The organism is Nocardia bovistercoris (assembly GCF_015674855.1).
Taxonomy (GTDB): Bacteria; Actinomycetota; Actinomycetes; order Mycobacteriales; family Mycobacteriaceae; genus Nocardia; species Nocardia bovistercoris.
Genome location: NZ_JADMLG010000018.1, coordinates 111073 through 134148 on the forward strand (window position 1 = coordinate 111073; position 23076 = coordinate 134148).

The 23076-nt window shown below is 66.5% G+C and carries 23 protein-coding genes; 13 read left to right on the top strand and 10 right to left on the bottom strand.

Annotated features, from left to right (window positions below; translation table 11 throughout):
• Positions 1-203: 203 nt before the first annotated feature.
• Positions 204-671 carry a nuclear transport factor 2 family protein gene (locus IT779_RS31950; protein WP_198429163.1) on the bottom strand — a complete coding sequence of 156 codons (468 nt, stop codon included), beginning with the start codon at positions 669-671 and terminating at the stop codon, positions 204-206.
• A 123-nt stretch (positions 672-794) separates the two neighbouring features.
• Here IT779_RS31950 and IT779_RS31955 point away from each other — a divergent pair, with 123 nt between their 5' ends.
• The 3 genes from IT779_RS31955 to IT779_RS31965 all read left to right on the top strand — a co-directional run bounded on the left by IT779_RS31955 (position 795) and on the right by IT779_RS31965 (position 3456).
• Entirely contained in the window at positions 795-1346 is a 552-nt protein-coding gene (locus IT779_RS31955; RefSeq protein ID WP_198429164.1) for a TetR/AcrR family transcriptional regulator, read from the top strand.
• 131 nt (positions 1347-1477) lie between these two features.
• Complete coding sequence (locus IT779_RS31960) at positions 1478-1888, top strand: ester cyclase (RefSeq protein WP_332839061.1); 411 nt, start codon at positions 1478-1480, stop codon at positions 1886-1888.
• A 536-nt stretch (positions 1889-2424) separates the two neighbouring features.
• Positions 2425-3456, top strand: coding sequence for an acyl-CoA dehydrogenase family protein (locus IT779_RS31965; protein ID WP_196153202.1), 1032 nt, complete (start codon positions 2425-2427; stop codon positions 3454-3456).
• A 273-nt stretch (positions 3457-3729) separates the two neighbouring features.
• Here IT779_RS31965 and IT779_RS31970 read toward each other — a convergent pair whose 3' ends face one another.
• The 4 genes from IT779_RS31970 to IT779_RS38635 all read right to left on the bottom strand — a co-directional run bounded on the left by IT779_RS31970 (position 3730) and on the right by IT779_RS38635 (position 6937).
• On the bottom strand, positions 3730-4158 hold the full coding sequence (locus tag IT779_RS31970) for a peptidoglycan-binding domain-containing protein (protein WP_196153203.1): 429 nt from the start codon (positions 4156-4158) through the stop codon (positions 3730-3732).
• 80 nt (positions 4159-4238) lie between these two features.
• A complete protein-coding gene (locus IT779_RS31975; RefSeq protein ID WP_196153204.1) occupies positions 4239-5363 on the bottom strand; it encodes a BTAD domain-containing putative transcriptional regulator in 1125 nt (374 codons plus the stop codon).
• A complete protein-coding gene (locus IT779_RS31980; RefSeq protein WP_196153205.1) occupies positions 5360-6700 on the bottom strand; it encodes a serine/threonine-protein kinase in 1341 nt (446 codons plus the stop codon). The genes IT779_RS31975 and IT779_RS31980 overlap by 4 nt, the downstream gene beginning before the upstream one ends.
• 114 nt (positions 6701-6814) lie before the next feature.
• A complete protein-coding gene (locus IT779_RS38635; protein ID WP_269781684.1) occupies positions 6815-6937 on the bottom strand; it encodes a hypothetical protein in 123 nt (40 codons plus the stop codon).
• 114 nt (positions 6938-7051) lie between these two features.
• Here IT779_RS38635 and IT779_RS31985 point away from each other — a divergent pair, with 114 nt between their 5' ends.
• Positions 7052-7687 carry a TetR/AcrR family transcriptional regulator gene (locus IT779_RS31985; RefSeq protein ID WP_196153206.1) on the top strand — a complete coding sequence of 212 codons (636 nt, stop codon included), beginning with the start codon at positions 7052-7054 and terminating at the stop codon, positions 7685-7687.
• Here IT779_RS31985 and IT779_RS31990 read toward each other — a convergent pair.
• Positions 7684-8367, bottom strand: coding sequence for a TetR/AcrR family transcriptional regulator (locus IT779_RS31990; RefSeq protein ID WP_196153207.1), 684 nt, complete (start codon positions 8365-8367; stop codon positions 7684-7686). The two genes, IT779_RS31985 and IT779_RS31990, sit on opposite strands and share 4 nt — an antisense overlap.
• Positions 8368-8464: 97 nt before the next feature.
• On the opposite strand from IT779_RS31990, the gene IT779_RS31995 reads away from it, so the two are divergent.
• The 5 genes from IT779_RS31995 (at position 8465) to IT779_RS32015 (ending at position 13113) form a co-directional block, all read left to right on the top strand.
• On the top strand, positions 8465-8998 hold the full coding sequence (locus IT779_RS31995; RefSeq protein ID WP_196153208.1) for an ester cyclase: 534 nt from the start codon (positions 8465-8467) through the stop codon (positions 8996-8998).
• Entirely contained in the window at positions 8995-10191 is a 1197-nt protein-coding gene (locus tag IT779_RS38940; protein ID WP_196153209.1) for a glycosyltransferase, read from the top strand. Before IT779_RS31995 ends, IT779_RS38940 begins: the two co-directional genes overlap by 4 nt.
• Positions 10192-10373: 182 nt before the next feature.
• The gene (locus IT779_RS32005) at positions 10374-11072 is read left to right on the top strand and encodes a TetR/AcrR family transcriptional regulator (RefSeq protein WP_196153210.1); all 699 of its coding nucleotides are present in this window, start codon (positions 10374-10376) and stop codon (positions 11070-11072) included.
• On the top strand, positions 11069-11959 hold the full coding sequence (locus IT779_RS32010) for an alpha/beta fold hydrolase (protein WP_196153211.1): 891 nt from the start codon (positions 11069-11071) through the stop codon (positions 11957-11959). The genes IT779_RS32005 and IT779_RS32010 overlap by 4 nt, the downstream gene beginning before the upstream one ends.
• A 203-nt stretch (positions 11960-12162) precedes the next feature.
• Positions 12163-13113, top strand: coding sequence for a YihY/virulence factor BrkB family protein (locus tag IT779_RS32015; protein WP_196153212.1), 951 nt, complete (start codon positions 12163-12165; stop codon positions 13111-13113).
• 66 nt (positions 13114-13179) lie between these two features.
• Here the strand turns inward: IT779_RS32015 and IT779_RS32020 are convergent, their stop codons facing one another.
• Positions 13180-13539, bottom strand: a complete 360-nt coding sequence (locus tag IT779_RS32020) for an Rv2640c family ArsR-like transcriptional regulator (RefSeq protein WP_196153227.1) — start codon at positions 13537-13539, stop codon at positions 13180-13182.
• A 101-nt stretch (positions 13540-13640) separates the two neighbouring features.
• Between IT779_RS32020 and IT779_RS32025 the strand changes: the two genes are divergently transcribed.
• Complete coding sequence (locus IT779_RS32025; protein WP_196153213.1) at positions 13641-14180, top strand: ArsI/CadI family heavy metal resistance metalloenzyme; 540 nt, start codon at positions 13641-13643, stop codon at positions 14178-14180.
• Between the two features lie 26 nt (positions 14181-14206).
• On the opposite strand, the gene IT779_RS32030 is transcribed toward IT779_RS32025, so the two are convergent.
• Positions 14207-14968 (bottom strand): dienelactone hydrolase family protein, encoded by a 762-nt coding sequence (locus tag IT779_RS32030; RefSeq protein WP_196153214.1) that lies wholly within the window; start codon positions 14966-14968, stop codon positions 14207-14209.
• 244 nt (positions 14969-15212) lie between these two features.
• On the bottom strand, positions 15213-16265 hold the full coding sequence (locus IT779_RS32035) for a zinc-dependent alcohol dehydrogenase family protein (protein ID WP_196153215.1): 1053 nt from the start codon (positions 16263-16265) through the stop codon (positions 15213-15215).
• A gap of 253 nt (positions 16266-16518) precedes the next feature.
• Between IT779_RS32035 and IT779_RS32040 the strand changes: the two genes are divergently transcribed.
• Positions 16519-17325 (top strand): helix-turn-helix domain-containing protein, encoded by an 807-nt coding sequence (locus IT779_RS32040; RefSeq protein WP_196153216.1) that lies wholly within the window; start codon positions 16519-16521, stop codon positions 17323-17325.
• 20 nt (positions 17326-17345) lie between these two features.
• On the opposite strand, the gene IT779_RS32045 is transcribed toward IT779_RS32040, so the two are convergent.
• Positions 17346-18173, bottom strand: coding sequence for a helix-turn-helix domain-containing protein (locus tag IT779_RS32045; RefSeq protein ID WP_196153228.1), 828 nt, complete (start codon positions 18171-18173; stop codon positions 17346-17348).
• 435 nt (positions 18174-18608) lie between these two features.
• Between IT779_RS32045 and IT779_RS32050 the strand changes: the two genes are divergently transcribed.
• Positions 18609-19199 carry a hypothetical protein gene (locus IT779_RS32050; protein WP_196153217.1) on the top strand — a complete coding sequence of 197 codons (591 nt, stop codon included), beginning with the start codon at positions 18609-18611 and terminating at the stop codon, positions 19197-19199.
• Positions 19196-23062: a CHAT domain-containing protein gene (locus IT779_RS38945; protein WP_196153218.1), complete on the top strand. Its 3867-nt coding sequence runs from the start codon at positions 19196-19198 to the stop codon at positions 23060-23062. The genes IT779_RS32050 and IT779_RS38945 overlap by 4 nt, the downstream gene beginning before the upstream one ends.
• The last annotated feature ends 14 nt before the right edge of the window (positions 23063-23076 follow it).

Genomic DNA, 23076 nt, shown 5'->3' on the forward strand with positions numbered 1-23076 from the left:
GACGGAACATTTGGTACTAATTCACTTCTCTTAGTACCTAGATTGCTCGAACTGTCCGGTACGCGAAACCGACTGTCGCGGTCAGGACATGTCGATAGGCCGCTGCGGCCGATAGCCTCGAATTCGCGGGCAATGGGAACGCGGGAACGGCCTGCGCCAGTCGGTGACCGCGGTGTGTGTGGGAGGCGTGTTCGGCAAAGGTGTCAGGTCCGGGGTGGCGTGGGTTCGGGTTGTGTGGCGAGATCGCCTGTCGCCGAGGACAGTGCGTCCATGATCGCCGCGGTGTTCTGGTATTCGCGCCAGTTGACGATTTGTCCGTCTCGGGCTCGCAGTACGGCGATGAAAGGCGCCGCGGCACTGTGGCCGGTCGTGGTGAGGGTGCCGAGGAGGGTGTACTCCGCGACGATCACCTCCGGATCGGCGGTGTCGTGGATGACGATGTCGGTGACCGCGTCCAATCGCACCGGGAAGGCGGCTTGCTGTGGCTGCGCGAAGGCTTGGAATTTTTCTCGGCCTTCGATGCGGGAAGGGCGGCCGGGGCGGGCGAAGGGCATTTCGATGACGGCGTCCTCGGCCAGCAGCTCGGTGAAGGTCTGTGTGTCACCGAGCCATTGGCGCTGCATGAGCGTGAAGAGTTGGCGCGGGGTGGGGGTGTTCGATGATTCGGTCACGGGGCCTCTCCGAAGGATGTCGATGCTAAGGTGAGTCGATACTCATTTTCTAATATGATGAGTCCGGTCTCATTTTGTCAACGGGGAGCGAGGGCGGCACCGATGAGCACAGACCCGACCAAGTTGCGGGCCGACGCGCGGCGTAACCGTGCGCGGATCCTGTCGGCGGCCGAGGAAGTCTTCGCCGAGCGGGGAGCCGACGCGTCGACCGAGGAGGTCGCCAGGCGGGCCGGAGTGGCCATCGGCACGATCTTCCGGCACTTTCCCACCAAGCAGGATTTATTGCGGGATATCATGAAAGACCAACTGCGGCAGCTTCTCGAAGACGCGGACACGCTGAGCGCCGCGGGTGCGGACGGATCGGCGTTGTTCACCTTTTTCGAGCATGTCGTCGAACAGTCCGCACGCAAGAAATTGGTCGTCGACCTGCTGGCTCAGGGTGGCACCGACATCGATGTCGCGGCATCGGTGCGACTGCTGCACGGCAACGTGGAGCAACTGCTCGCTAGGGCTCGGCGCGCCGGAACCGTTCGCGCGGACGTGGGAAGTGATGAGCTGACGGCCCTGCTGAGCGTGGCCTGCCGGTCGGCGCTTGCCGGCGGTTGGAGTGATGACCTGCGACAGCGAGCCGTAGCGATCATCTTGCGGGGGATGCGTCCCGGTATCGATCAGTGACCGCGGCGCACCGCCGGGAACCGCCCGCCTCGGCGCCTTCGGGCCGCTGCCGCGCTCCGGAGCTCTACCGAGGTGAGGCGCAGGCTGATGGGCTGTGGCCATCCGGTGGGCGGTTGAATACCGTGGTGGTCGTGGATGAGAGTGAGAGCGACATTGCGCTGGTTGGGCGTCGGCTGTATGCCGCATTGGATGCTCAGGACTGGTCGAGGCTCGACAGGTTGATTTCACCGGGGTTGGTGGTTCAGGTCGGTAGCGGGTCCGCGATGGGGTCGACAGAGTGGCGGCGGAACCAGGAAGCGTTCTACCGGGGGTTTCCCGACGGTCGCCATATCATCGAGGACACAGTGGTCGATCATGACCGGTTTGTGACGCGGTGCCGGTTCACGGGCACACATACCGGGTTCTTCGTCGATTTGGCGCCGACCGGCAAGACCGTGTCGGTAGGTGTCATTCACATCGACCGCTTCGACCAGGGCCTGTTGGTCGAACATTACGGCCAGCTCGACATGCACGGACTGCGGCAGCAATTGACGGCCGTCTGAGGCGTCGGTGCCCATGCCCGATGGGTGGGCTGCAAGCACGCAGGATGACCTCATCCGACGGCGGGTGATCCGCAGCCTGAGCCGCCGACCCGGTCGGAACCAACGCTCGCACAGCCGAGCGGGTATCGGCCCAGGAGGCGAGAGTGGACAGTATCGTCGTAATCCATGCCTGCGATCATTATTCAGGCAGTACGTGAAACCGCTGAGCGTGACTTTCCTCCCGGATGAGCCTCAACCCCGGCGCCCGGGTGAGCTGATGTTGCGGATGGCTGTGCAGCGGCACCCGGAACTCGCCTCGAAAGCGACGGTGACGCTGGGGTAGTCGCGAAGTCGACAGCGGATATTCGGGCAGTCCATCGACATCCAGGAGCCGGTGGGCCTTGTTGCCCAGCTAATAGTCAGGGTACCCTAACGTACGCGTACGAGATCGCGGAAAGTCCGGAGGTGGCGCACAGTCGTCCGGTGCGCGTCGGTCGCGGCTCGGCGGTTGTGTTCGTTTGTCGGTCAACGGTTTCGAGTGGTAGGAGCATGTCCAGATGACGGAGAATCAGCGGTCGTTGGTCGAACGCGCGCGGCGTATCGCCGAGGAGGTGTTGTATCCGGACGCCGCGGCGGTGGACCGAACCGGGCAGGTGCCCGCCGGGCACTGGGAGGTGCTCGCCGAAGCAGGTCTCTACGGTGCGTCGACAGCCGGGCTGGAACTGCCGGATATCGTTCGAATCATCGAAATACTCTCGGGTAGTTGTCTTTCCACCGCATTCGTGTGGTTGCAGCACCACGGCGCGGTCCTGAGCCTTTCGGGTTCGGCGAACGCGCGCTTGCGGGAGACCTATCTCACCGAGCTCACCGCAGGGCGCAAGCGGGCGGGCGCGGCGTTCGCGGGCGCTGTGTCACAGCCGGGGAAGCTGTGGGCGGAGCGGGTCGAAGGCGGCTATCGACTGACCGGTGACGCGCCCTTCGTCAGCGGTTGGGGCATCATCGACGTGGTGCAGGTGGCGTCGCGGGCCACCGAGAAGACATCGGGAGACACGGTGGTGTCCGGCCTGATCGACGCCGCGAGCGCCGAAAGCCTCACCGCCGTTCCCACGGAACTGGTAGCGGGACAGGGCACTTCGACGGTGCGCCTGCGATTCGACGACCACTTCCTGCCCGACGACCGCGTAACCGGCGCGGCGCGCTACGAGGACTTCCTGGCCTTCCAGCACATCGGTTCGCGGCTCAACGGCGCGGTGACCTGCGGCGTTGCCGAACGCGCGATCCGGGTGCTCGAACAGATCTCCAAGCCGCAGGCGAGTCCGCTGTGGGAGCAATTGGACGCCGCGCGTTCGGAATTGGACCGATCTCTGACCGATCCGGCGGTCCTGCAATCGGCACGCGCCCGCGCCTCCGAACTCGCGTTGCGCAGCGCGGCGGCACTGGTCGCGGCCACCGGCGCCCCCGCCCTGCTCGCGGACCAACCAGCCCAACGACTCCTGCGCGAGGCGACCTTCGGCCTGGTCGCCGCGAGTCGTCCGGAGATGCGGTCCGCCCTGGTCACCGCCTTCACCGGCGGCGGCCGCGCGGGCTGAGATGTCGTCATCTCGATGAACTGAAGTCTCGAACAAATGCACGCTTGTCGAATCGAGGAGGATGCGATGTCCGCACCGGAGTCCGAATGTCGGAAGACGATCCTCGCGGCCGTATTCCTGGCTACTTTCCTTGTTTCCCTGGATCTTTCGAGCGTCAATGCCACCGCGCCCTGAATACGATCACCGGCTCGACGGGAGTGCCGCGACCACAACGGTTTCCCGGTCACACCGCCACGGAGGCGAAGCGGTGTGATCGTGCGGGCCGGGCGCGGCTCAGGGGAGGGGGTAGGGGTACTTGTAGTCGCAGTCGTCGCGCTGGGCGGAGCAGCTGATGGCGATGTGCCGCCAGGTGTCGGGTCCGACTTCTCCGTCCATCTTGATCCCGGCCGCGCGCTGGAAGTTGATTGTCGCCTCCCGGGTCTGTTTGCCGAAACGCCCGTCGACGTCCACTACACCGTTGCCGTAGTGGAACCGCAGGAACGTTTGCAGTGCCGCGACGCATTGGTCCTGGTCGGCGACGCCTCGGGACAGGTACGGGCGGAACACCAGGCATTCGTTCACCGACGAGGCGTAGGTGGCCGCGTGCGCTTGCGCCGTCAGCGTCACGCCGCCCGCGACCGTGACGAGTCCGATGACGCTCGCGGCGACCAGGCGGCGGATCCGGTAGCGGCTCGAAAGTCGCTGCGCCGAAGTGATGCTCATGATGATTCTCCTCGCGGTCGAGGTGGATACCGACGAGAGCGAAGATAGGAACCGTCCGCAACGATCCGCCAAGGAAACGCTCAGGCCCGCGGTTGCCGCACCTCGAGCAGCACCGACCCGATCCGAACGCGGTCACCGTCGACCAGCGCGGCGCCACCGCGCACGCGTCGGTCGTTGACGAACACGCCGTTGGCCGACCCGCGGTCCTCGATCCGGATCGCCTCGCCGTCCACCACCACGCGCGCGTGCCGCCTGCTGGTCTTCGCATCGTCGAGCCGGATATCGTTGTCCGCGCCGCGACCGATGGTCACACCCGCCGATGTCACCTCGAAGCGCCTGCCGTCCTCCACGCACAACACCACCTGGCCGAGGGTTTCCAGCAGGGTCGACTCCTCGTTCTCCGCCGCTCGAGGCGGGTGGCGTCGCGCGCGGGACGGCAGTGGTTCACGGCGCAGGATGAGCTGTTCGAGCGCGGTCAGCCGGTCACCCGGGTCCAGCCCCTGATCTCGGAACATTCCGCGCGCGGAACGGCATGCTTCGAGCGCGTCGCCGTCGCGCCCCGCCGCGTACAACGCCGTGATCAGCTGCGCCCACAAGGTTTCACGCAGCGGATGCCGCGCTGTCGACGCACGCAACTCCCCGACGACTGCCGCGGCGCGGCCCGCGGCGATTTCCAGGTCCAACCGCGCCTCCAGCACGCGCTGGCGCTCCTCGTCCATGTGCGCGCAGAACGCCTCGGCGAAAGTGGATATCGGCAGCCCGTCGAGTGCCGCACCACTCCATTCCGCGAGCGCTCGCGCGAAATACACGGCGGCGCGCCCGTGATCGCCCCTGTCGTATGCGGCCATCGCCTCGGTCCTGGCGTGTTCGAAACGGCCGAGATCGCAGTGCTCGTCGCGGATGTCGAGGCAGTAGTTGCCGGAATCGTCGGTTCGCAGCAGCGTGTTCGCGGCCACGTCGGCGGCCTTCAGCGCGGAACGCAGTTCGGCGACGCGATTGTGCAGGTTCGAGCGGAAACTGGGTGGGGGATCACCGTCCCAGATGAGGTCGGCCAACCGTTTCGGTGAGATCGCGTTGCGTCGATTGACGACGAGTACCGCCAGCATCGCCCTGGTCAGCGGCCCGCCGACAGCCAGCGCGCGCCCCGAGACATACCATCGCACCGGGCCGAGGATGCGCACATCCAGCGCGGCGTCCGAAGTCACTGCGCCGGGACGCAACGGCCGTCGAAGGCGCCGTCTGCGACCCGAAAGACCGGCCACCGCAGGGCTTTCGACCTCGTCTGCGGTCCGTAGATGCCGTCGACGGCGGCGCCGTGGTCGACTTGGAGATGCCGGACGGCGCGCTTCATCGGTGTGTCGTACACCGTGGTCGCGTCCAGTTCGATGCCGTGACACAGGGCCAGCGCCTGCCGCAGTGCCGTGACCGACTCTCCTCGGTCGCCCTCGTTCAGGGCGCACCGCGGATCGTCGCGGTCGGCTGCGGCGCTGGGCAATTCGAGGAAGAAGTCGGCGCCTACCGCGACTCGCGTCCGCCAGTAGCATCGCAGCAGACCCGTCTGCACGGCGCTGGGCACGGACAGTGCGGTGCTGGTCACCGGTGCCGCGAACGCCGCGCCATCGGATCGATTCGCCGTCGGCCATGCGGTAAACGTCACCGCCGCGACGACCACGGCGACGACCACGCCGACGAGGGCAAGCGCGCGCCGTGACAACCTCCGACGGAATGGTTTGCCGGTGCCGATCGCCGACTCGAGGGCGCGCGCGAATTCGGCACAGGTCTGATACCGCTGCTCCGGGTCGACCGCCATCGAGCGCGCGACGACCTTCGCCAACTCCGCGGGCACCTCGGGACGCGGGCTCGTCGAGGAATCCAATTCGGTCGGCGCACCCGCGTTCGGATTCGAACCCGTGAGCAGCGCCGAGAGCGTGGCGCCGAGCGAGTAGATGTCGGCCCGACGATCGACCGCGAGGCCCCGCAGTACCTCCGGTGCGGCGAAAGCGGGAGTACAAGCACGCCAACCCGTTTCGGTGACCGTCTCGGACTCTTCGAGAGAACGGGCCAATCCGAAATCCGCGACCAGCGCGCGTTCCCCGTCTTCGCAGGCCGTGACCAGGATGTTCGACGGCTTGACATCACGATGCAGCATGTTCTGTTCGTGCGCGTGCCGCAGCCCCTTCGCGGCATCGCCGACGATGCGCGCCGCCCGCTCCGGCGCCAATCCACCCGGCTCGCCTCGCAGCAGTTCGTTCGCGTCGACGCCCGCGACATACTGCATCGCCATCCACAGGGCGTCCCCGTCCTCGCCCCGATTGTAGACCGAGACGACATTCGGATGGTCCAGCCGGCAGACGAGTTCGGCTTCACGCCGAAAGACGCTGCGGTAGCGATGGTTCGCACCGAGCCGATCGCTGAGCACTTTCAGCGCCACCCGCCTCGGCAACACCGGATCCTCGGCGAGATAGACCGACCCCATGCCACCGGAGCCGAGGGATCGAACGATCGAATACCCGGCGAACACCTGCCCAGGCCGTAACAACATCCCTTCCCTCCAGGGATTACGGGCCACGTATTCTGGCGCCTTCGAGCCCACTACCTCATATCCGACTCTGGGTGTCAAGACACCCTTTTCGGCTGCTTGCGCGGTGAAAATCGGTTACGGAGAGGTAGCCGTGAGCAGGTCGTAGGACAGTGATCCCACGTGGGCGCGACGTTCGATGCTGTCGGTCATGCGTTGGCGTTCGTCGTCGAGGCGACGGCGGCAGTTCTCGAGGATCAAGCGCTCTTCCGGCCGAAGATCGCGGGTATCGGACTTGTCAGGTGGGGCCGGAACCGCGGGGCGGAATCGGCCGGTGTCATGATGGCGATACCGAAACCGAGTTCGGAGGCTCCGATGCCCGTGTCCGCCGACAACCTGACCGCCAAGGGGTTGCGCAGTCGCGCGAAGATCGTGGATGCCGCGGCGCGCCTCGTGCTCGCCAACGGTGCGCACGGCGCCACCATGGAGGCGATCCAGCAGGAGGCGGGGGTCAGCGCCTCGCAGCTCTATCACTACTTCGACAACAAACGGGACCTGCTCGCGGCGGTCATCCAGGCGAGCACCGAGGTCGTCTTGGCCAACAAGTGGCTGCGTGACATGCGCTCACTGGCGGACCTGCGGGCGTGGCGGGATGCGGTGGTTGACGCGGCGCGTGAGACCGGCTGTCGCACCGGATGCCCGCTGGCCTCCTTCGTCGAGGACATTCCCGACACCGATCCCGACCTGCTCGACCTGGCCGCCGCCGGGCTGCGGCGCCTCACTTCGGTCGTCACCGACGCGCTCACCACCATGCGCGCCGCGGGGGAGTTGCGCGCGGACGCCGATGTGCACCGGCTGGCGCTGGTGATCGTCACCGCCTACGAGGGCGGCATGCTGGTCTCCCGCGCCCAGCGTGACCCGGCCCCGCTGGAGGCGGCGCTGGACGCGGCGGTCGCCGGCGTGCTGGCGCACGCGCCGTCGGAAGAACCTCGCGCCGCGCCCTCGGGTTAGTCATCCGTTGCTTCCGGAGCGACTGTGCGCGAGGAGGTTTCCGGCCCGAGTAGTGCGTCGGCCGCGGCGGTGTGCAGCCAGCTCTGGTAGCGATCCCACCCCCAGCCTCGGCGGTTGACGAGGCGGTCGGCCAGTTCAGGGGCAGTGAGCGCCCAGAGTGTGTCGGCCGCCTCCTCCACGTCGACGCCGTCACGCAGGCCGAATCGCTGCGCGATGTGGCGTGCGGTGTTCGCGGTCCCGACGGCGCGTTCGTTCTCGATCGTGTCGGTGAACTCGCGCAGTTCGGCATCGCCGGTGGCGGCTTGGGCGAGGGCCATCGAAACCAGGGGGAGCGCGCGTTCGGCCAAGACGCGGGAGATCGCGGTGTAGTGGGCCAGGCATTCGCGGCCGCTGGGAGCGTTGATCATCGCCTGGAACATGGGGCGCTGAGCCATGGGGACGGGTTCGTCGTCGCCCGCGAGCATGACGTCGTAGACGGTCTTGAACAGGGCGGCCTTGTTTCCCACGACGTTGTAGATCGTCTGCACGCTGACCTCGGCGTGCTCGGCGATGCCGCTGATCGTGGCGCCGAGATAGCCGTGCTCGAGGAAGGTGTGCCGCGCCGCCTCGAGTATCCGTTCGCGGGTAACCGCCGTGTGCTGAGCGCGCAGTCCTGTCGCGTATCGCCGTTTCGAGGTCACGGAGCCTCTTTCGTGATCGTGCCGTTGTTGACAATTGGATGGAATGCAATTCAAACTAATTGAGTCACACTCCAGCCTACTCTGACGGAGTCCTCTCATGACCGACACCACCCTCGACGCCAAGAATCTCGTGATCCGCGGCGTGCAGATCATGGCCGCGGGCGCCATCGCCGACTTCGAGGCGATCGTGCATCCCGAGGCGTTCAACCGCGAAAGCGTGGACGAGCCGCCCGCCTGCCGCGGCCGCGGTCCGGCGGCGCTGTATGCCACCGCTCTCTGGCTGCGCGCCTCCTACGACGAATTACATTGGGAGATACACGATGTCGCGGTCGACGGCGATCTCGCGGTCGCACACGCCACGATGTCGGGCCGCCAGACCGGCACCTTCGTCGTCTACGACGCCGACGGCGCGCCCAAGCAAGCATTCCCGGCCACCGGCAAGCGCTTCGCCACCACCCAGACGCACTGGTTCCGCATCGCCGACGGCCTGTTGATCGAACATTGGGCCAATCGCGACGACCTCGGCACCGCGACCCAGCTCGGTTGGGCCCCACCCACTCCGGCCTACCTGTTCAAGATGGGGCGAGCCACCCGGCAGGCACGCCGCGCGGCCCGGCGGGAGACACCGTGAATACGCGCGCCCGCACTTCGGCGAAGAAGATTCTGTTCAGCACTCACCCCGCTCATGGGCATGTGCACCCGATACTGCCCTTGGCTCGCGAGGCGCGGGACGCCGGTCACGACGTGGTCGTCGCGACCGGGCCCGACCTCGCCGCGCAGGTGGCCGAACGGGGCTTCACGGTGTGGCCGATCGGCCCGACCTTCGCACGATGCCGTGAACTTCGTCTCGAGGCCGATCCGGATATCGATACCGTTGCGCCCGAACAGCAGATGGCGCGGGATATCTCGGCGCTGTTCGGTTCCGCCTCGGCAGTACGCGCCGAGGAGCTGGTCGCTCGGACGGTCGCGTGGGCGCCGGATCTGGTCGTGCACGGTCCCGTGGAATTCGCGGCGCCGATCGCGGCCCGCCGGGCGGGGGTACCGCATGTCGTGCACGGGGTCGCGGCCACACCGCCCGCGCGGTTGCGCGGGATCGTCGAGTCGGTCATGCGGAAGGTCTTCGCCCCTTGGAATGTTCCCGGTCTCGTCGAGGACGTTCTCTCGGGCGCCTACCTCGACATCTGTCCTGCAGGACTGCGGCAGGCGGGTAGCGAAACCCTGTTCCGACATGGCGTGCCGCTGCGGCCGAGCTACGGCGACCCCGGTGTGTCCGCACTCGACATCGATATCGAGAACCTGCCATTCAACGACACCGTATACCTCACGTTGGGCACGGTATTCCACGACGCCCCAGCACTTTTCCGTACCTGCTTGAGCGGGCTGGCGGAGCTTCCGGTGAATATCGTCGTGTCGAGCGGTCCCGGCAGCGACCCGAAAAGGTTGGGCCCGCAGCCATCTCACGTCGTGATCCGCGACTACATACCGCAGGCTCGCCTGCTTCCGCACTGCCGACTGGTGATTCAGCACGGCGGCGCGGGCACCTTGTTCGGCGGCGCGGCCCACGGGCTACCTCAACTCGTCATTCCGCAAGCCGCCGACAACTTCCTCAACGCCGCGGCGCTCCGAGCATCGGGAGCGGGACTTGCCCTGCTTCCACATGAAGTCACCGCCGACAGTATTCGCATCGCCGCCGGACAACTCCTGCGGGATCCCGAGTTCACTGTCGCGGCGAAACGATTGCAAGCGGAGATCCACGCCATGCCGACACCGGAGTCCACCGTAACGACCCTGCTCAACGGGCGGACGCCGGGAGTCCGCGCGTAAATCTCGAGCCCGTTCGACCTGCTCGGATCGCAGTTCTCACCCACATTCGGGAGTCGGGCGAGTCATCTCGGCACGTGGCCTGACTCCCTGGCTGCCGACCGAGTCGCAGCGCTCGCAGCCGAACGGGCACGACCGTCCGATCGAACGGCCCGGCACCGAGAAGAGGTGATACGATACGGAACGTGCCGTATCTTAATGATGAGACGCATCGAAGCGCGGGAAGTGTTCGCCGCGGCGGGCGCCCTCGCGACGATCGACGCGAGGGCGAGATCCTGCGCGCGGTGCTCGCGCTGCTCGCGGAGCGTGGCTACGAGGGCGTCACGTTCGAAGAGGTGGCGCGGCGCGCGGGGGCGTCGAAGGCTACGCTCTACCGGCGCTGGAAGACCAAGAGAGACATGGTGATCGCCGCGCTGCGCGCCGGGCCCGCGCGTCGCGAAGGACCGGACGCGATCGACACCGGCAGCCTGCGCGGCGACCTCCTCGCGCTGTGTCGACGGCTGGTGGCGACCATGCGCTCGACCGACGGTCGAACCGCGATGCTGTTGTTCCAAGCGGGCCTAGAGGACCCGGAACTGTGCGACGAAATCGAGCTGTCCCTCGGCCCGACCGGCGCGCGGCTACCGGCATCGGTCGTCGACGCCGCCGTCGGTCGCGGTGAACTGCCCGAAGGTGTCGACCCTTTCCCGTTCGAGGAAACCGCGGGCGCGGCAATCCTGCTGCGGCGACTCAACGGACTGCGGATCGACGACGAATACCTCGAGGCACTCGTCGACTCGGTCCTCGTCCCGGCACTGCGCGCCACCCCGCTCGCACCGCGCGGACTGCCCGCGGGCATCTTCTCCGGCCACCCGACCCCCGAATCGACGAAGGACTCTCCATGAATTCCCCGACCATCGACGGATTCCGCTACCGGACCCTGCCCGGCGCCGGGGGAGTAGACCTGAACGTCGCCGTCGCGGGCGACGGACCGGCCGTGGTCCTCCTGCACGGCTTCCCACAGACCCACCTCATGTGGCGCCATGTCGCCGCCGAACTCGTGACGCGGCACACGGTGATCGTCCCCGATCTGCGCGGCTACGGTGCGAGCGACAAACCGGCCGAGCGCGATCCGCACACCTACTCGAAAAGGACCATGGCCGAGGACATCCTCCGGGTGGCCCGCGCGCTCGGGCACGACCGCTTCGGACTCGTCGGGCACGACCGCGGCGCCCTCGTCGCGGTCCGCGCCTGCCTCGACCATCCGAGCGCGATCCGCTACCTCGGCATCCTCGACGTGCTCCCCACGCTGGACACGTGGGAGGTGCTGCACGGCGTGGACGCCAAGGTCGCCTGGCACCTGTACCTCATGGCTCAGCCCTCGGGCCTGCCGGAAAAGATGATCACCGCCGTCGCCCCCGAGTTCTTCGCCTCGTTCCTCGACGCCTGGGACACCGACGGTTCGACCTTCCCGCCCGAGGTCCGCGCCCACTACATCGACAGCTGCGTCGCGGCCGTGGACTCCATCGTCGCCGACTACCGCGCCACGGCAGGCATCGACCGCGACATGGACCAACTCGACCGCGACGCGGGCACGAAACTCACCGGGCCGGTCGCCGTCATCTCCCAGGACTGGGGCTCCCGACTCGGATTCGACGCCGCCGCCCTCTGGCGTGCGTGGGCTCCCGACCTGACCTACCAACCCATCCGGGCCGGTCACTTCATGGCCGAGGAGAAGCCCGCCGAGATCGCCCGCTTCATCGACGACCTCGCCGCGCGCGGTCGCGACTGACCGGTCGGCGGACACTCCGACTTCTTGCCAGTGGGGCGCACGCGGGCCGGAAACAAGCTCGTACCAAGGGGATTCGTAGTTCCTCGCGTCGAACCGAACATGCGTGTGGCGAGTCCGCTCGGATTCTCTTCGTGAACTCCGATTTTCGTTGTTCGACCTGGGATTTGCTGGGTATTCCGACCTCCGAGTGGAGGGCTGGTTCGATGACGGATATCGCGGTGGACGGTTGCGGTGGGCGGCGGCATGTGCGCGGTCCGTGGGCGTTGCGGCGCGGCACCTGGTGGGGTGTCATCCGGCGCACGGTGATCGGATTCCAGACCGACAATCTCGCCGATCGGGCTGCGGCGCTCACCTATTACAGCGTGATCTCGCTGTTTCCCGGCGTCATTGTGGTGTCGGCGCTACTGGGATCGGCGGGGCCTTCCGCGACCCGGTCGCTGATCGACACGATCAACGAAATCGGCGCGGGCGGCGACAATTCGGTGGTGGTGCTGGTTCTGGAGGAATTGCAGCGCTCCCGCGCGGTGGCCGGACCGGTGGCGATCATCGGTTTGGCGACCGCATTGTGGACGGCCTCCGGATACATCGGGGCGTTCGTGCGCGCCATCAATGCGGTCTACGACACCGAGGAAGGCCGCCCGCTGTGGAAAACCGTTCCGCTGCAACTGGGTTTGACCGTAGTGATCGTGGTGTTGGTGGTGGTGTGCGCGGTGGGTGTGCTGGTCAGCGGGCAGGTCGCCGAGACCGTCGGCCACTGGCTCGGATTGGGCCCGACGGCGATCTCGGTGTGGGGGATCGCGAAATGGCCGGTCCTCGCCGTGCTGGTGAGCGTCGTATTCGCGCTGCTGTATTGGGCCGCACCCAACGCCCGCCAGCTCGGCCTGCACTGGCTCACTCCGGGAAGCATGCTCGCGGTGGCGGTATGGATCGCCGCGTCGGCCGGGTTCGCCTTCTACGCCACACATTTCGGCTCCTACAACAAGGTGTACGGTTCGCTGGCGGGCGCGGTGGTCTTCCTGGTGTGGGTGTGGTTGTCGAATGTGGCGATCCTGCTCGGCGCGGAATTCGACGCCGAACTCGCGCGGGGTCGCCGGATCGAAGAGGGCGGCTCCGCGCAGGACAAGCCGATCCTGCCGCCCAGGGACGAACCGTGAGCGTCGCCGGTGGTGACCGCCTCGGCATCCTGGCGCAAGGCGAGCAATCCGTGCCCGCGGCGTCGGTCAGCGGCAGCAGTTGGGGTCCAGGACCACGCACAGTGCGGTCAGCGCGTCGCGGCGGATGCTGTGGAAGGTGTTCATACCTCGCCGTTGTGAGGTGACGAGGCCCGCCTCCCGCAGCACTTTGAGGTGATGGGAGACCGTGGATTCCGACACCGCGACCGCCACGGCGAGATCACCGCCGTTCTGCTCACCGGCGGGGCTGCACAGCAGCAGGGACACGAGTTTGACTCGTACCGGGTCGGCCAAGGCTTTGAGTCGCATCGCCACCTCGAGCGCCGCGTCGTCGTCGATCGGGCCCGCGGCGACCGGCGCGCAGCAGACAGGTGCGGACATGTCGATCACGGGCAGCGCCTTGGGCATGGAATCAACCATACCCACCTTGTTGACATATGTCGAAGAGGTGGTGCAGACTCGGGATCGCAAGGTTCTTCGATATATGTCTCACAACCGGAGGTATGGTTATGTCCCGCGTCCAGCTCGCCCTCAATGTCGACGACATCGATACCGCTGTCGCGTTCTACTCGACCCTGTTCGGTACCGAGCCGGCCAAACGCAAGCCGGGCTACGCGAACTTCGTGGTCACCGAACCGCCGTTGAAGCTGGTGTTGCTCGAGAACGCCGGTGTGGGCGGCACGCTCAACCATCTCGGGGTCGAGGTCGAGTCGTCCGAGCAGGTCCACGCCGAGATCGCTCGCCTGTCGAAGGCGGGACTGTTCACCGAGGAGCAGATCGCGACCACCTGTTGCTTCGCCACCCAGGACAAGGTGTGGGTCACCGCGCCCGACACCGAACGGTGGGAGGTCTACACCGTGCTCGCCGACACCGAGGATTTCGGCGCCGCACCGGTACTCACGTCCGGGGAGACCGCGTCCGACGCCGAGGCGGTCGCGGTGTGCTGCGGCACCGCCGAGCAGGCCGCCGCCGAAGGCGCGTGCTGTGGTTCGAACGCCAAGGCGGACGCGGTCGCATCCGGCGCGAGCTGCTGCGGCGCCGGAGCGTGAGTGCGCCTCGCCCGTCTATCCCGGCCCTACGTGCGTAGGTTGCGATCGAACAAGGCCAGCAGTTCGCGGTAGTGCCGTTCGTCGGCGTCGACGTCGTAGGCCGAGGTGTCGGCCTGGGTATAGCCGTGTTCGGCGCCTTCGTAGACCTCGGTGCGGTGGCGCACGCCCGCGGCCTCCAACGCCTTGTCGAACCCGGCGATGTGCTCCGGGGTCATGTGGTGATCCTCGCCCGCATGAGCGAAATACAGTTCGGCGGTGATGTCGGCGACGGCAAGGTGCGGACTGTCCGCGGTGTCGGTGACCAGCGGACCGCCGTGGAATCCGGCCACCGCCGCGACCCGGTCGGGGAACATGGCGGCGGCCAGCACCGCGAGCCGCGCCCCCATGCAGTAGCCGGTGATGCCGACCTTCCCCGCGGTGACCTGTGGCGACGTCGCAAGCCATGTGAGGTAGGCGCCGACATCGGAACGCAGGAGCTCCGGTGTCAGCCCGCGGATCAACGGGAAGACCTGCTCGAAGATCTCCGGTCGCCGCGCCGGGTCGATGAAGTCCGGTAGGTCGAGCACCGGCGCCCGACCGTGGCGGTAATAGGCGTTCGGAACCAGGACGGTGTAGCCGTTGGCGGCGATACGATCGGCCAGTGCGTGCAGACTGGGCCGCAGCCCGAACCCGTCCTGCATCACCAGCACTCCGGGATGGGTGGCGCCGTCGTCCGGGTGGGTGAGATAGGCATCGGCGACACCGTCGGGTGTCCGCACGTCGACCGAAATGCCGTGAGTTGTAGTCATCGTCGAATCCTTCTGTCGTGGTCGGTGTCTCGTTGTCGACACGTCAGAAGGCGGAGCCCGCGCGGCGCCATGGTATCCGCGCGGGAGCATCGGGCCGATACCGACCCGCACGGCGCTCAGAACAGCACCGGGTAGCCAATCCGTGTGTGGCGCATCGCCGTCCCGGTAGTCATGCTCTCACCGTAATCGATCCGGACCCGCGCCTCGCGGCCTTCCCACTCTTCGGCTCCACCGAATCGCCGCCTCACCGTGATGTCAGGGCCGGTCCGCCCCTGACTCGAGGCATCGTGATGACGACCTTGCCGAACGGGTCGCCGTCGCGGAAGTACCGATATGCCGCCACCGCCTGATCGAGCGGAAATGTCCGATCGATCACCGAACGCATGCGGTGTTGGCCGATGGCACGGTTCATCGCCTCGAAATCGTCGCGGCTGCCGACCGCGATCCGGCGGATTCCGAGATACGTTCCGACGAACGGATTCTCGAACGGCTGCCCCTGCGGCAGTTGTGACGCACCGATCATCGTGACGGTCGCGTTGTACCCGGCGGAGCGCACCGACTTCGACAGTGTGGGCAGCCCGACGGCCTCCACCACATGTTCGACACCGTGTCCGTCGGTGAGTTCGAGTACCTTCTCGTCCCAATCGGGTATCGCACTCCGGTCGACGGTCTCGTCCGCGCCGAGCTCGAGCAGCCGCTCGGCCTTCTCCGGTCCGGAGGTGATCGAGATGACGCGGGCGCCCAGCATTTTCGCGTACTGCACGGCGAACAGCGCGACGTTGCCGCTGCCGACGGTCAGTATGGTCTCACCAGGTCCGACCGGCGCCGGTTTCGTCAGCGCCGCCCAGGCGACGACTCCGGCGCAGGCCAGCGTGGCCGCCTCGATATCGGTGAGATGGTCGGGTACATGCACCACCGAATCCTCTTCGATAACCGCATATGTGGCCAGCATGCCGTGGTGGTTTGCGCCGTACTGCTCGGCGACGTGGGCCAGTCGTTGCGGCCCGCTGATGAAGCGCACGAAGTATGATGCGGTCACCCGGTCACCGAGGGCGGCGCGAGTCACATCGTCGCCCACCGCGATGACCTCGCCCACCCCATCGGAGAGCGGAATGACGCCCGGGGTCGCGGGCAGCGGATAGCTGCCGTCCATCAGCATCAGATCCCGTCGATTCAGCGAGGCCGCCCGCACCGCGATGACCACCTGATGTGGTCCCGGCCGCGGCGCCTGCTGCTCCCGAACCGTCAAGCCTGCCAGGTCGTGTAGCGGATCGAGTTGGTAGGCAATGGCATTCATGATCATCTCTCCGTCCGGATGTACAGCTTGCGGAGCAGCTCCGGGTCGGCCTGGCGCCACCGGGCCGAGTAGCGCTCGGCGAAGGCGGTCGAATCGTTGTCATCGAATCGCTTGCTCATGGCCGAAGAGTTTCGCGAGCACAATGCAACGGCGCGATTCACTCCAGGGAATGACCCCGCTGTCGTGTCGATGCGGTTCGGTCATTCCCCGCGGGGAATGGCGCGGATGCGTCGGGTCGGATATCACTGGAGTCATGACCGCGGTGGTAGAGCCGAATCCGTTCGCGCGGCAGTTGCGGCACTGGCGAACCCAACGGCACGTGAGCCAACTCGACCTGGCCATTCGTGCCGACACCAGCCAGCGCTATCTGAGCTTCCTGGAGCAGGGACGCTCCCGACCGGGTCGCACCATGGTGGTGCGGCTGGCCGAATCGCTCGAACTGTCGCTACGCGAGCGCAACGCATTGCTGCTCGCTGCGGGATATGCCCCGATCTTCCCCGAATCCGACCTGGATACACCGGAATTGGGCCCGATCCGCACCGCGCTGGAGCGCATTCTCGACGGACACCTGCCCTACCCCGCGGTCGTCACCCGACCTTACGGTCGACTGGTCGCCGCCAATGCCGCGATCGACATCCTGACCGAAGGGAGCTCGGCGGAGCTGATCTCCCCGCCGATCAATGTGCTCCGCTTGGCCCTGCATCCCGACGGGCTGGCCCGGCGCGTGCGGAACCTGCCCGAATGGGGCCGCCACGTCACCGAGAGCCTGCGCGGTAAGGCGCTGCGCTGCCCCGACACTCGCCTCGACGAGTTCATCGCCGAACTCGAGAGCTACCTCCCCGAGGCAAACCTGGGTCCCGACCACCTAGGTTTCGCCGTCCCCCTACGCCTGAGCAGCCCCGATGGCGAACTCCGCCTGATCACCACGATCACCGGCTTCGCCACCGCCGTCGACATCACCCTCTCCGAACTCCACCTCGAAGCGTTCCTCCCCGCCGACGACCGAACCGCCGAAATCCTGCGCCGCCGCGCCGAGCGGCGCCGGAATCCGTCCGACTAGCGTTTCAGCACCGCCCCCTGCTACGGGGTGTCCGCATTCTGGCAGGCCATGGAGAGCAGTACCAGGGCGTCGTGTTCGGCCGTGCCGGGTGGCGCCTGGTAGAACAGCATGCGTTGTGCGTCGCCTGCGTGGTGCAATACTTCGTTGGCGAGGGTGACCTGGCCGATCAGCGGATGTCGGAATGCCGTCTCCCCGCCGCGCTTGACCCATACTTCGTGCCTGCGCCACAGCGCTGCGAATTCAGTACTGCTTTCGGATACCTCGTCGACCAGGTCGGCGACGGGACCGGGGGATGCCGGTTGAGCGGAACGCAGCTGCGCGACGGAGTTGCGGGCCACCCGGTCCCAGTCGGCGAACAGTGTCCGGGCGGCGACGTGCAGGAAGGTGTAGCGGATCGTGTTGCGTGCCGCGAGGGGCCAGTCGCCGAGCCCCGGCATCAGTGCCAGACCTTCCAGGTTGGCTGCCAGCACGTTGTTGACCTCGTCGAGCACGTAGGCCGGGCTGGGCCGGACCGACTCCAACAGCAGTCGCAGGCCTGGCCGCACCGGCTTGGAGTCGGCGGGGCGATGGCGTGGCGAGCGGCCTGCGGTCCGGTCCGCGAGGGCGAGCAGATGAATGTGCTCGTCGTCGGTCAGCCGCAAGGCCCTGGCCAATGCGCCGAGGACCGCGTCACTCGGTGCGGTTTCCCGCCCTTGCTCGATACGGGTGTAGTAGTCCACGCTGACTCCGGACAAGGCAGCGAGTTCCTCGCGCCGCAACCCGGGTGTCCGCCGCACGCCGGGCCCGATCGGCAGCCCCACCTCGGCGGGCCCGATCCCCGCACGGCGGATCCGCAGGAACTCGGCCATCGCATTCACCCGTCGAGTCTCCCACTGGCCGCGAGAGCCCGGGTGGCCGTGTCACACCCAGGGATGTCGTGGCCCTTCGGGATGGCGCCGTGTCACGACCTGGATAGGACGCTTGTCATCGGCTGAACCGTCACGCTTGGTCGCCCCACGAGTGATCCGTCGCCCACAGACGGTCGCTTCGCCACCGCACCGAACTGAGACGTGAATGCGGAACTGTTCGCCGGGCTGTGACGTGTGCTCGGACAGGGCCATCCTGATAGGCGAAAGGACCACGATCGAGTGGAGTCGTGGACGGATGTGCCGAGCCTTGGTCGGGACGGCGGCTGATGGCTCAGCGCGAAATGGCTTACAGGCACCGAGCGCTCGTCGTGGCGGCAGACGTAGCGTACTTCGCATACCCTGGTTCGGTCGGGTCGCGCGATCAGCGGAGGGCGAATGGGTATCACAGGGTCCGTGCGATTGTTCGGGTGGTTCGGTGACCCGGACCTGGCGGGGACCGCGGCCGAGTTCGCTGAGGAGTTCTACACCGTCGCGGCCGATGCAGGGCTGAGTGTCGACTCCGACGAGGTCGACAGGGATCCAGGTCAGTTCGGCGCTGCGGGTGCGTATGCGATCGATCACGCCGAGCCGGACAAGTTCGGCGTGGAGGCGGTGGCGTTGGCTGCTGTTACGTTTGTCGCTGCGCCGCTGGCCGGATGGGCCGTGGAGAAGGTCGCCGACGCGGTGTGGTCACGCTTGGGGTCGGCTTTCGAGCGGCTTCGGCCTGCGGCCGCATCGACGCGTCCGTCGGATCGGATCGTGGTGTTGCGCACCGTGTATTCGGAGGATCAGGCCGTGGTGGAGGTGACCGCCGATCTGGCCGAAGTGTCCGGCGAGGCTCTTGTCGGATATCTTGCGTTGGCGCAGGATCGAGCGCGGTTCGTGGCTGCCGGCCTACCGGAAGGTGAAGTTCGCATCATCCAGTTCGTCGTGGGCGCGGACGGTTTGTCGGTTCCCACCGTCGTCACCGAGAACCGCCGGATGTGACGACACAACCAAACCAACATCGCCTGCGCGAATTCGACCTGGACCTCGCGCGCGCGTTCTGCGACTTCGGCGCGCCGGCCCACGCGGTCACTTGGCTTCGCGAGCACCCCGAGATTCTCCTGATGGCGGTGTCCTCCGAGTCGCGTCACACTCTCGTTCGGGAGGCGCAGAGGAAACGGGAACCGGTTCGGACGCAATGGTTACAGCGGATAGCTGTGGTCATCGCTGCGGCGTCATCAGGAATCGACAGGGCATTCACCTACTATGTCGACGATCCGGACAGAGACGCCCCGGACGCCGCGAAAGAAGCGCTCCTGCTGGCGGAGACCGCCGAGGACTATGTCACGACTCTGCGTCGTCATCCCGGGCTGCTCGGCGCAGATGTGCGCCGCTGGCTGCTGGATGAGGCGGATAGAGCAGGATCCTTGGAAGAGGGCGATAGGTATCGCGCATGCGCTTGGACCTTGGCGCGCTGCCATGATGCCGGTATACCCGCGGGAGTCGCTTTGACGTACGCCATGGTGCGGTTGGCGCATGCCGCCGACTGGCAGGCGCAGCTTCGGACAACCGATATCGTGGACGTGCGGCGCATTCTGGAGACGATCGCGGGCGTGGTGCCCGATACCACCTCGGCCTCCGACAAGAAGTCGGTGATCGGCCAACTCTCCGCCGACGAGATCAACGATCCCATCGACCTGCTCGAAGTGGCAGCACACGCACCCGGGTGTGCTGACGCCGCGAACGACTTGCTCCACCTCCGCGCGATTCTCGGCGCTGTTGCCGATTATGGATCGGAGCGGGGATTGCTCGCGGCCGTCTTTGGCGAAATCGTCACCGAATCCAGCGATGATCGCGCGATCGAACTCGCCGACGAATACATCGCCGCGTTCGGCGCGCTCGAACCCGATCCGATTGTGCTCGACCCACCCGACGAACCGAGCAGGATCGCGGCAGAAGGTCGGATACAGCGACGTGCTGACATGTTCGCCGTGCGCGCGTCCGCCGCAGAGGAATCGGCTAGTCGGTTGCTCGATCGCCTGATAGATGTCCGCACCACAGACAACGCACTCGGCACACGCACACTCACCGTACAGAATATTCTCGCCTCGAATCCCGGACTGCAACAGCCGATTACAAAGCAAGTGCTGCTCGAGCGTTTCGAAACCGCGACTGAACAGCAATATCGAGACCTGCGCGCCCTGCGGGGACTGCTCGACGATCTGGATGGGGGCCAGTCGATCGCGCTAGCGGCGACGATGTATTCGCGGCTCGATTACGAGACGATCGACGGAACGACGGTGCTGCACGTAGGAAACGACTATTGGGCGCGACGTCCTCACAATCTCACCCAGGTTTTCGACGGCGGTGAAGGCGTCATCAACAAAGCGTTCGCGCTGCATCGTGAATTCAGGGAATCAGGCGTACCGGTCGATATCGGTGAGCTTGATGCCTGCCTGAGCGACCTGGCAGGTGAAGCCGCATTCGTCGCGCCGGATGCGCTCGTTCGCATCCTCGATGCAGAGGCAGGGCTGCTGCGCGCGAGATTCCGAGTGACCGATGAAGTCGATGACCTCCTTCGAGCGGTGCAATCGCTCGATGAGGCCGTTCGAATGCTGAAACCCGGTACGATGGGCTACCACCGCCGCCAGGGAAACCTCGTAGACGCGCTGAGCGAACTGCACGAACAATCCCCCGACGACCACATCCTCGGCCGCGCACTGATGTTGGCGAACGACTCGGCGGAAGTGCTCGGCGAATTGGCGATGCCCGGAGAAACGGAGGCGCTGCTGCTCGAGCAGATCGCCCGTGCGAGATATGCGGCTGCCATGCGAACGGGTTGGAAGCATCTGGGGGAGGGGGCGATCGAGGCGTTGCATGCGGCTGTGGCTCGTATCGATCCGGATACGAATCTCGGTAGAGAAATCGCGCAGTATCTGCTGACGATGCGATTCGCTCACGCCACACGAAGCGGCGACGTGGCCGCAGCAGCCGAGGTGTTCGAGGCGCTTCGCCACGCCGACGGTTCGACTCCGATCGCGGACAGGCTGATACATCTGTACAACCTCGGACAGATGCTCGACGATCTCGGCCGTCCTCACCGCGACGATGCGATCGCAGCCTTTCAAAAGGTCTACCACGCATCCGAGAATCGTCCGGTATTCCGGCTCGCAGCCGGTACCAGATTGGCTGAACTCCACGCGGACAATGGTCAATGGAAACGCGCGGCCCGGTACTACGCAGACGCCTGGGAATTGACCCGATCCGCCGTCTCCCGGCAACTCTCCGCACAGAATACCGAATTGAAACTGCGTGGTGCACAGGGCCGTGCCGCGCACGCCGCATTCGCTATGGCATCCTCCGGCGATCACATCGGTGCCGTACACACGCTCGAACAAGGTCTTGCCATGATGACGACCAACGCTCTGAACGACCGTGAGGGAGCGCCCGAGTTGCTCCGTACACGGGGATACGAGCAACTCGCCGAGCGCTACCAGCGACAGCTCGCCGCAGTGGCGGTTCAGGACACCGTCGATCTCATGCGACCGCGCGCCACCGCAACCCCTACGCCGCCGACACCCGCCGATTTCCGACGACGGCGCGCGGAACTCGCCGCGACGATAGCCGAGATCCGTTCGGTGCCTGGTCTTTCGCTGTTCCGTAAACCCGCGAGCGTCGATGATATTCGACGAGCGGCGTCCGACGGCCCGCTGGTCTACCTGTCAAGTACCGGATTCGGCGGTCAGGCGTTGGTCGTTGCTTCGGATGGTTCCGTGGAGCGAATCCGACTCGATGACCTCACCGCCTCGGCCGTGCAGCAACGTACCCTGGCGGTGCTCCGCGATCCGGCCCGCGAACTCGACGCTGTCGGTGACTGGTTGTGGACCAGTGCCATGGACCAAATCCTGAGCGCGACCCGAGGTCAACAGCTGATCACCCTGGTCCCGGCGGGACAGCTGACCTTTCTCCCATGGCATGCCGCGTGGACCCCGGACACCGCCTATCCCGCCCACCGTCGATATGCCCTGGACGACCGCTTGATCACCTACGCGCCCAACGCCGCAGCGGTTCTGCACGCTCGATCCCGCCTCGAGACCACCACCGCGTCGCGCATCCTGGTTGTCGACGAGCCGGAAGCGGCCCGCGGCGGCCGGCTGCCCACGTCGGTACTCGAGTGCGATGCCGCGCTGGCGGGATACGCGGGCACTGCACGCACCCGGTTACGGGGCCGGTCCAGCACCCGGGAAAACGTGCTGGAGGCATTGGCCGCCGCCGACGTCGCGCACCTGTCCTGTCATGCGCAAGCCAGCCTGGTCGAACCTTTGCGCACCCGACTCGAACTGGCGAACCACAGTGCTGTCTCGATCGCGGATATCCTCGCGACTCCACTCAACCTGCGGCTCGCGGTCCTCTCGGCATGTCAGACCGCGCAGATCGGCACCGCGACCATCGATGAGGCAATCGGATTTCCGACCGCCCTGGTCCGTGCCGGTGCCGCGGCGGTCATCAGCAGCCTGTGGTCGGTGCCGCAATTCAGCACAAGCGAACTGATGATCCGCTTCTACCGCGAACTCTATTCGGCAGACACCACGTGTGCCGAAGCCCTGCGCCGAGCGCAACAGCAGGTGCGCGACGGCACGGCCCGCGATAAACGCGAGATGCTGAGCGAGCTGAGCTCCGCCGCTACTGCGGGAATAGCGACGGCGCGCCCGGAGTCGCGCCCGCACGCGCGTCCATTGCACTGGGCTGCCTTGAACCGTCCTGGATTGGTTGGAGACTCTCGTTTCAGCAAGGGAGACTGCATTCATGGGTGCACCACGGAAGTTCGACGAGGAGACCCGTGCTCGGGCGGTTCGGATGTATGAGGACCGGATCCGCG

Bases quoted from the DNA above. Each gene is read 5' to 3' on its own strand.
- IT779_RS31965 (WP_196153202.1), top strand. From the start codon at position 2,425: ATGACGGAGAATCAGCGGTCGTTGGTCGAACGCGCGCGGCGTATCGCC.
- IT779_RS32020 (WP_196153227.1), bottom strand. From the start codon at position 13,539: ATGCCCAAGGCGCTGCCCGTGATCGACATGTCCGCACCTGTCTGCTGC.
- IT779_RS32010 (WP_196153211.1), top strand. From the start codon at position 11,069: ATGAATTCCCCGACCATCGACGGATTCCGCTACCGGACCCTGCCCGGC.
- IT779_RS31980 (WP_196153205.1), bottom strand. From the start codon at position 6,700: ATGTTGTTACGGCCTGGGCAGGTGTTCGCCGGGTATTCGATCGTTCGA.
- IT779_RS32045 (WP_196153228.1), bottom strand. From the start codon at position 18,173: ATGGCCGAGTTCCTGCGGATCCGCCGTGCGGGGATCGGGCCCGCCGAG.
- IT779_RS31970 (WP_196153203.1), bottom strand. From the start codon at position 4,158: ATGAGCATCACTTCGGCGCAGCGACTTTCGAGCCGCTACCGGATCCGC.
- IT779_RS32015 (WP_196153212.1), top strand. From the start codon at position 12,163: ATGACGGATATCGCGGTGGACGGTTGCGGTGGGCGGCGGCATGTGCGC.
- IT779_RS32030 (WP_196153214.1), bottom strand. From the start codon at position 14,968: ATGACTACAACTCACGGCATTTCGGTCGACGTGCGGACACCCGACGGT.
- IT779_RS32035 (WP_196153215.1), bottom strand. From the start codon at position 16,265: ATGAATGCCATTGCCTACCAACTCGATCCGCTACACGACCTGGCAGGC.
- IT779_RS31985 (WP_196153206.1), top strand. From the start codon at position 7,052: ATGCCCGTGTCCGCCGACAACCTGACCGCCAAGGGGTTGCGCAGTCGC.
- IT779_RS31995 (WP_196153208.1), top strand. From the start codon at position 8,465: ATGACCGACACCACCCTCGACGCCAAGAATCTCGTGATCCGCGGCGTG.
- IT779_RS32050 (WP_196153217.1), top strand. From the start codon at position 18,609: ATGGGTATCACAGGGTCCGTGCGATTGTTCGGGTGGTTCGGTGACCCG.
- IT779_RS32040 (WP_196153216.1), top strand. From the start codon at position 16,519: ATGACCGCGGTGGTAGAGCCGAATCCGTTCGCGCGGCAGTTGCGGCAC.
- IT779_RS32025 (WP_196153213.1), top strand. From the start codon at position 13,641: ATGTCCCGCGTCCAGCTCGCCCTCAATGTCGACGACATCGATACCGCT.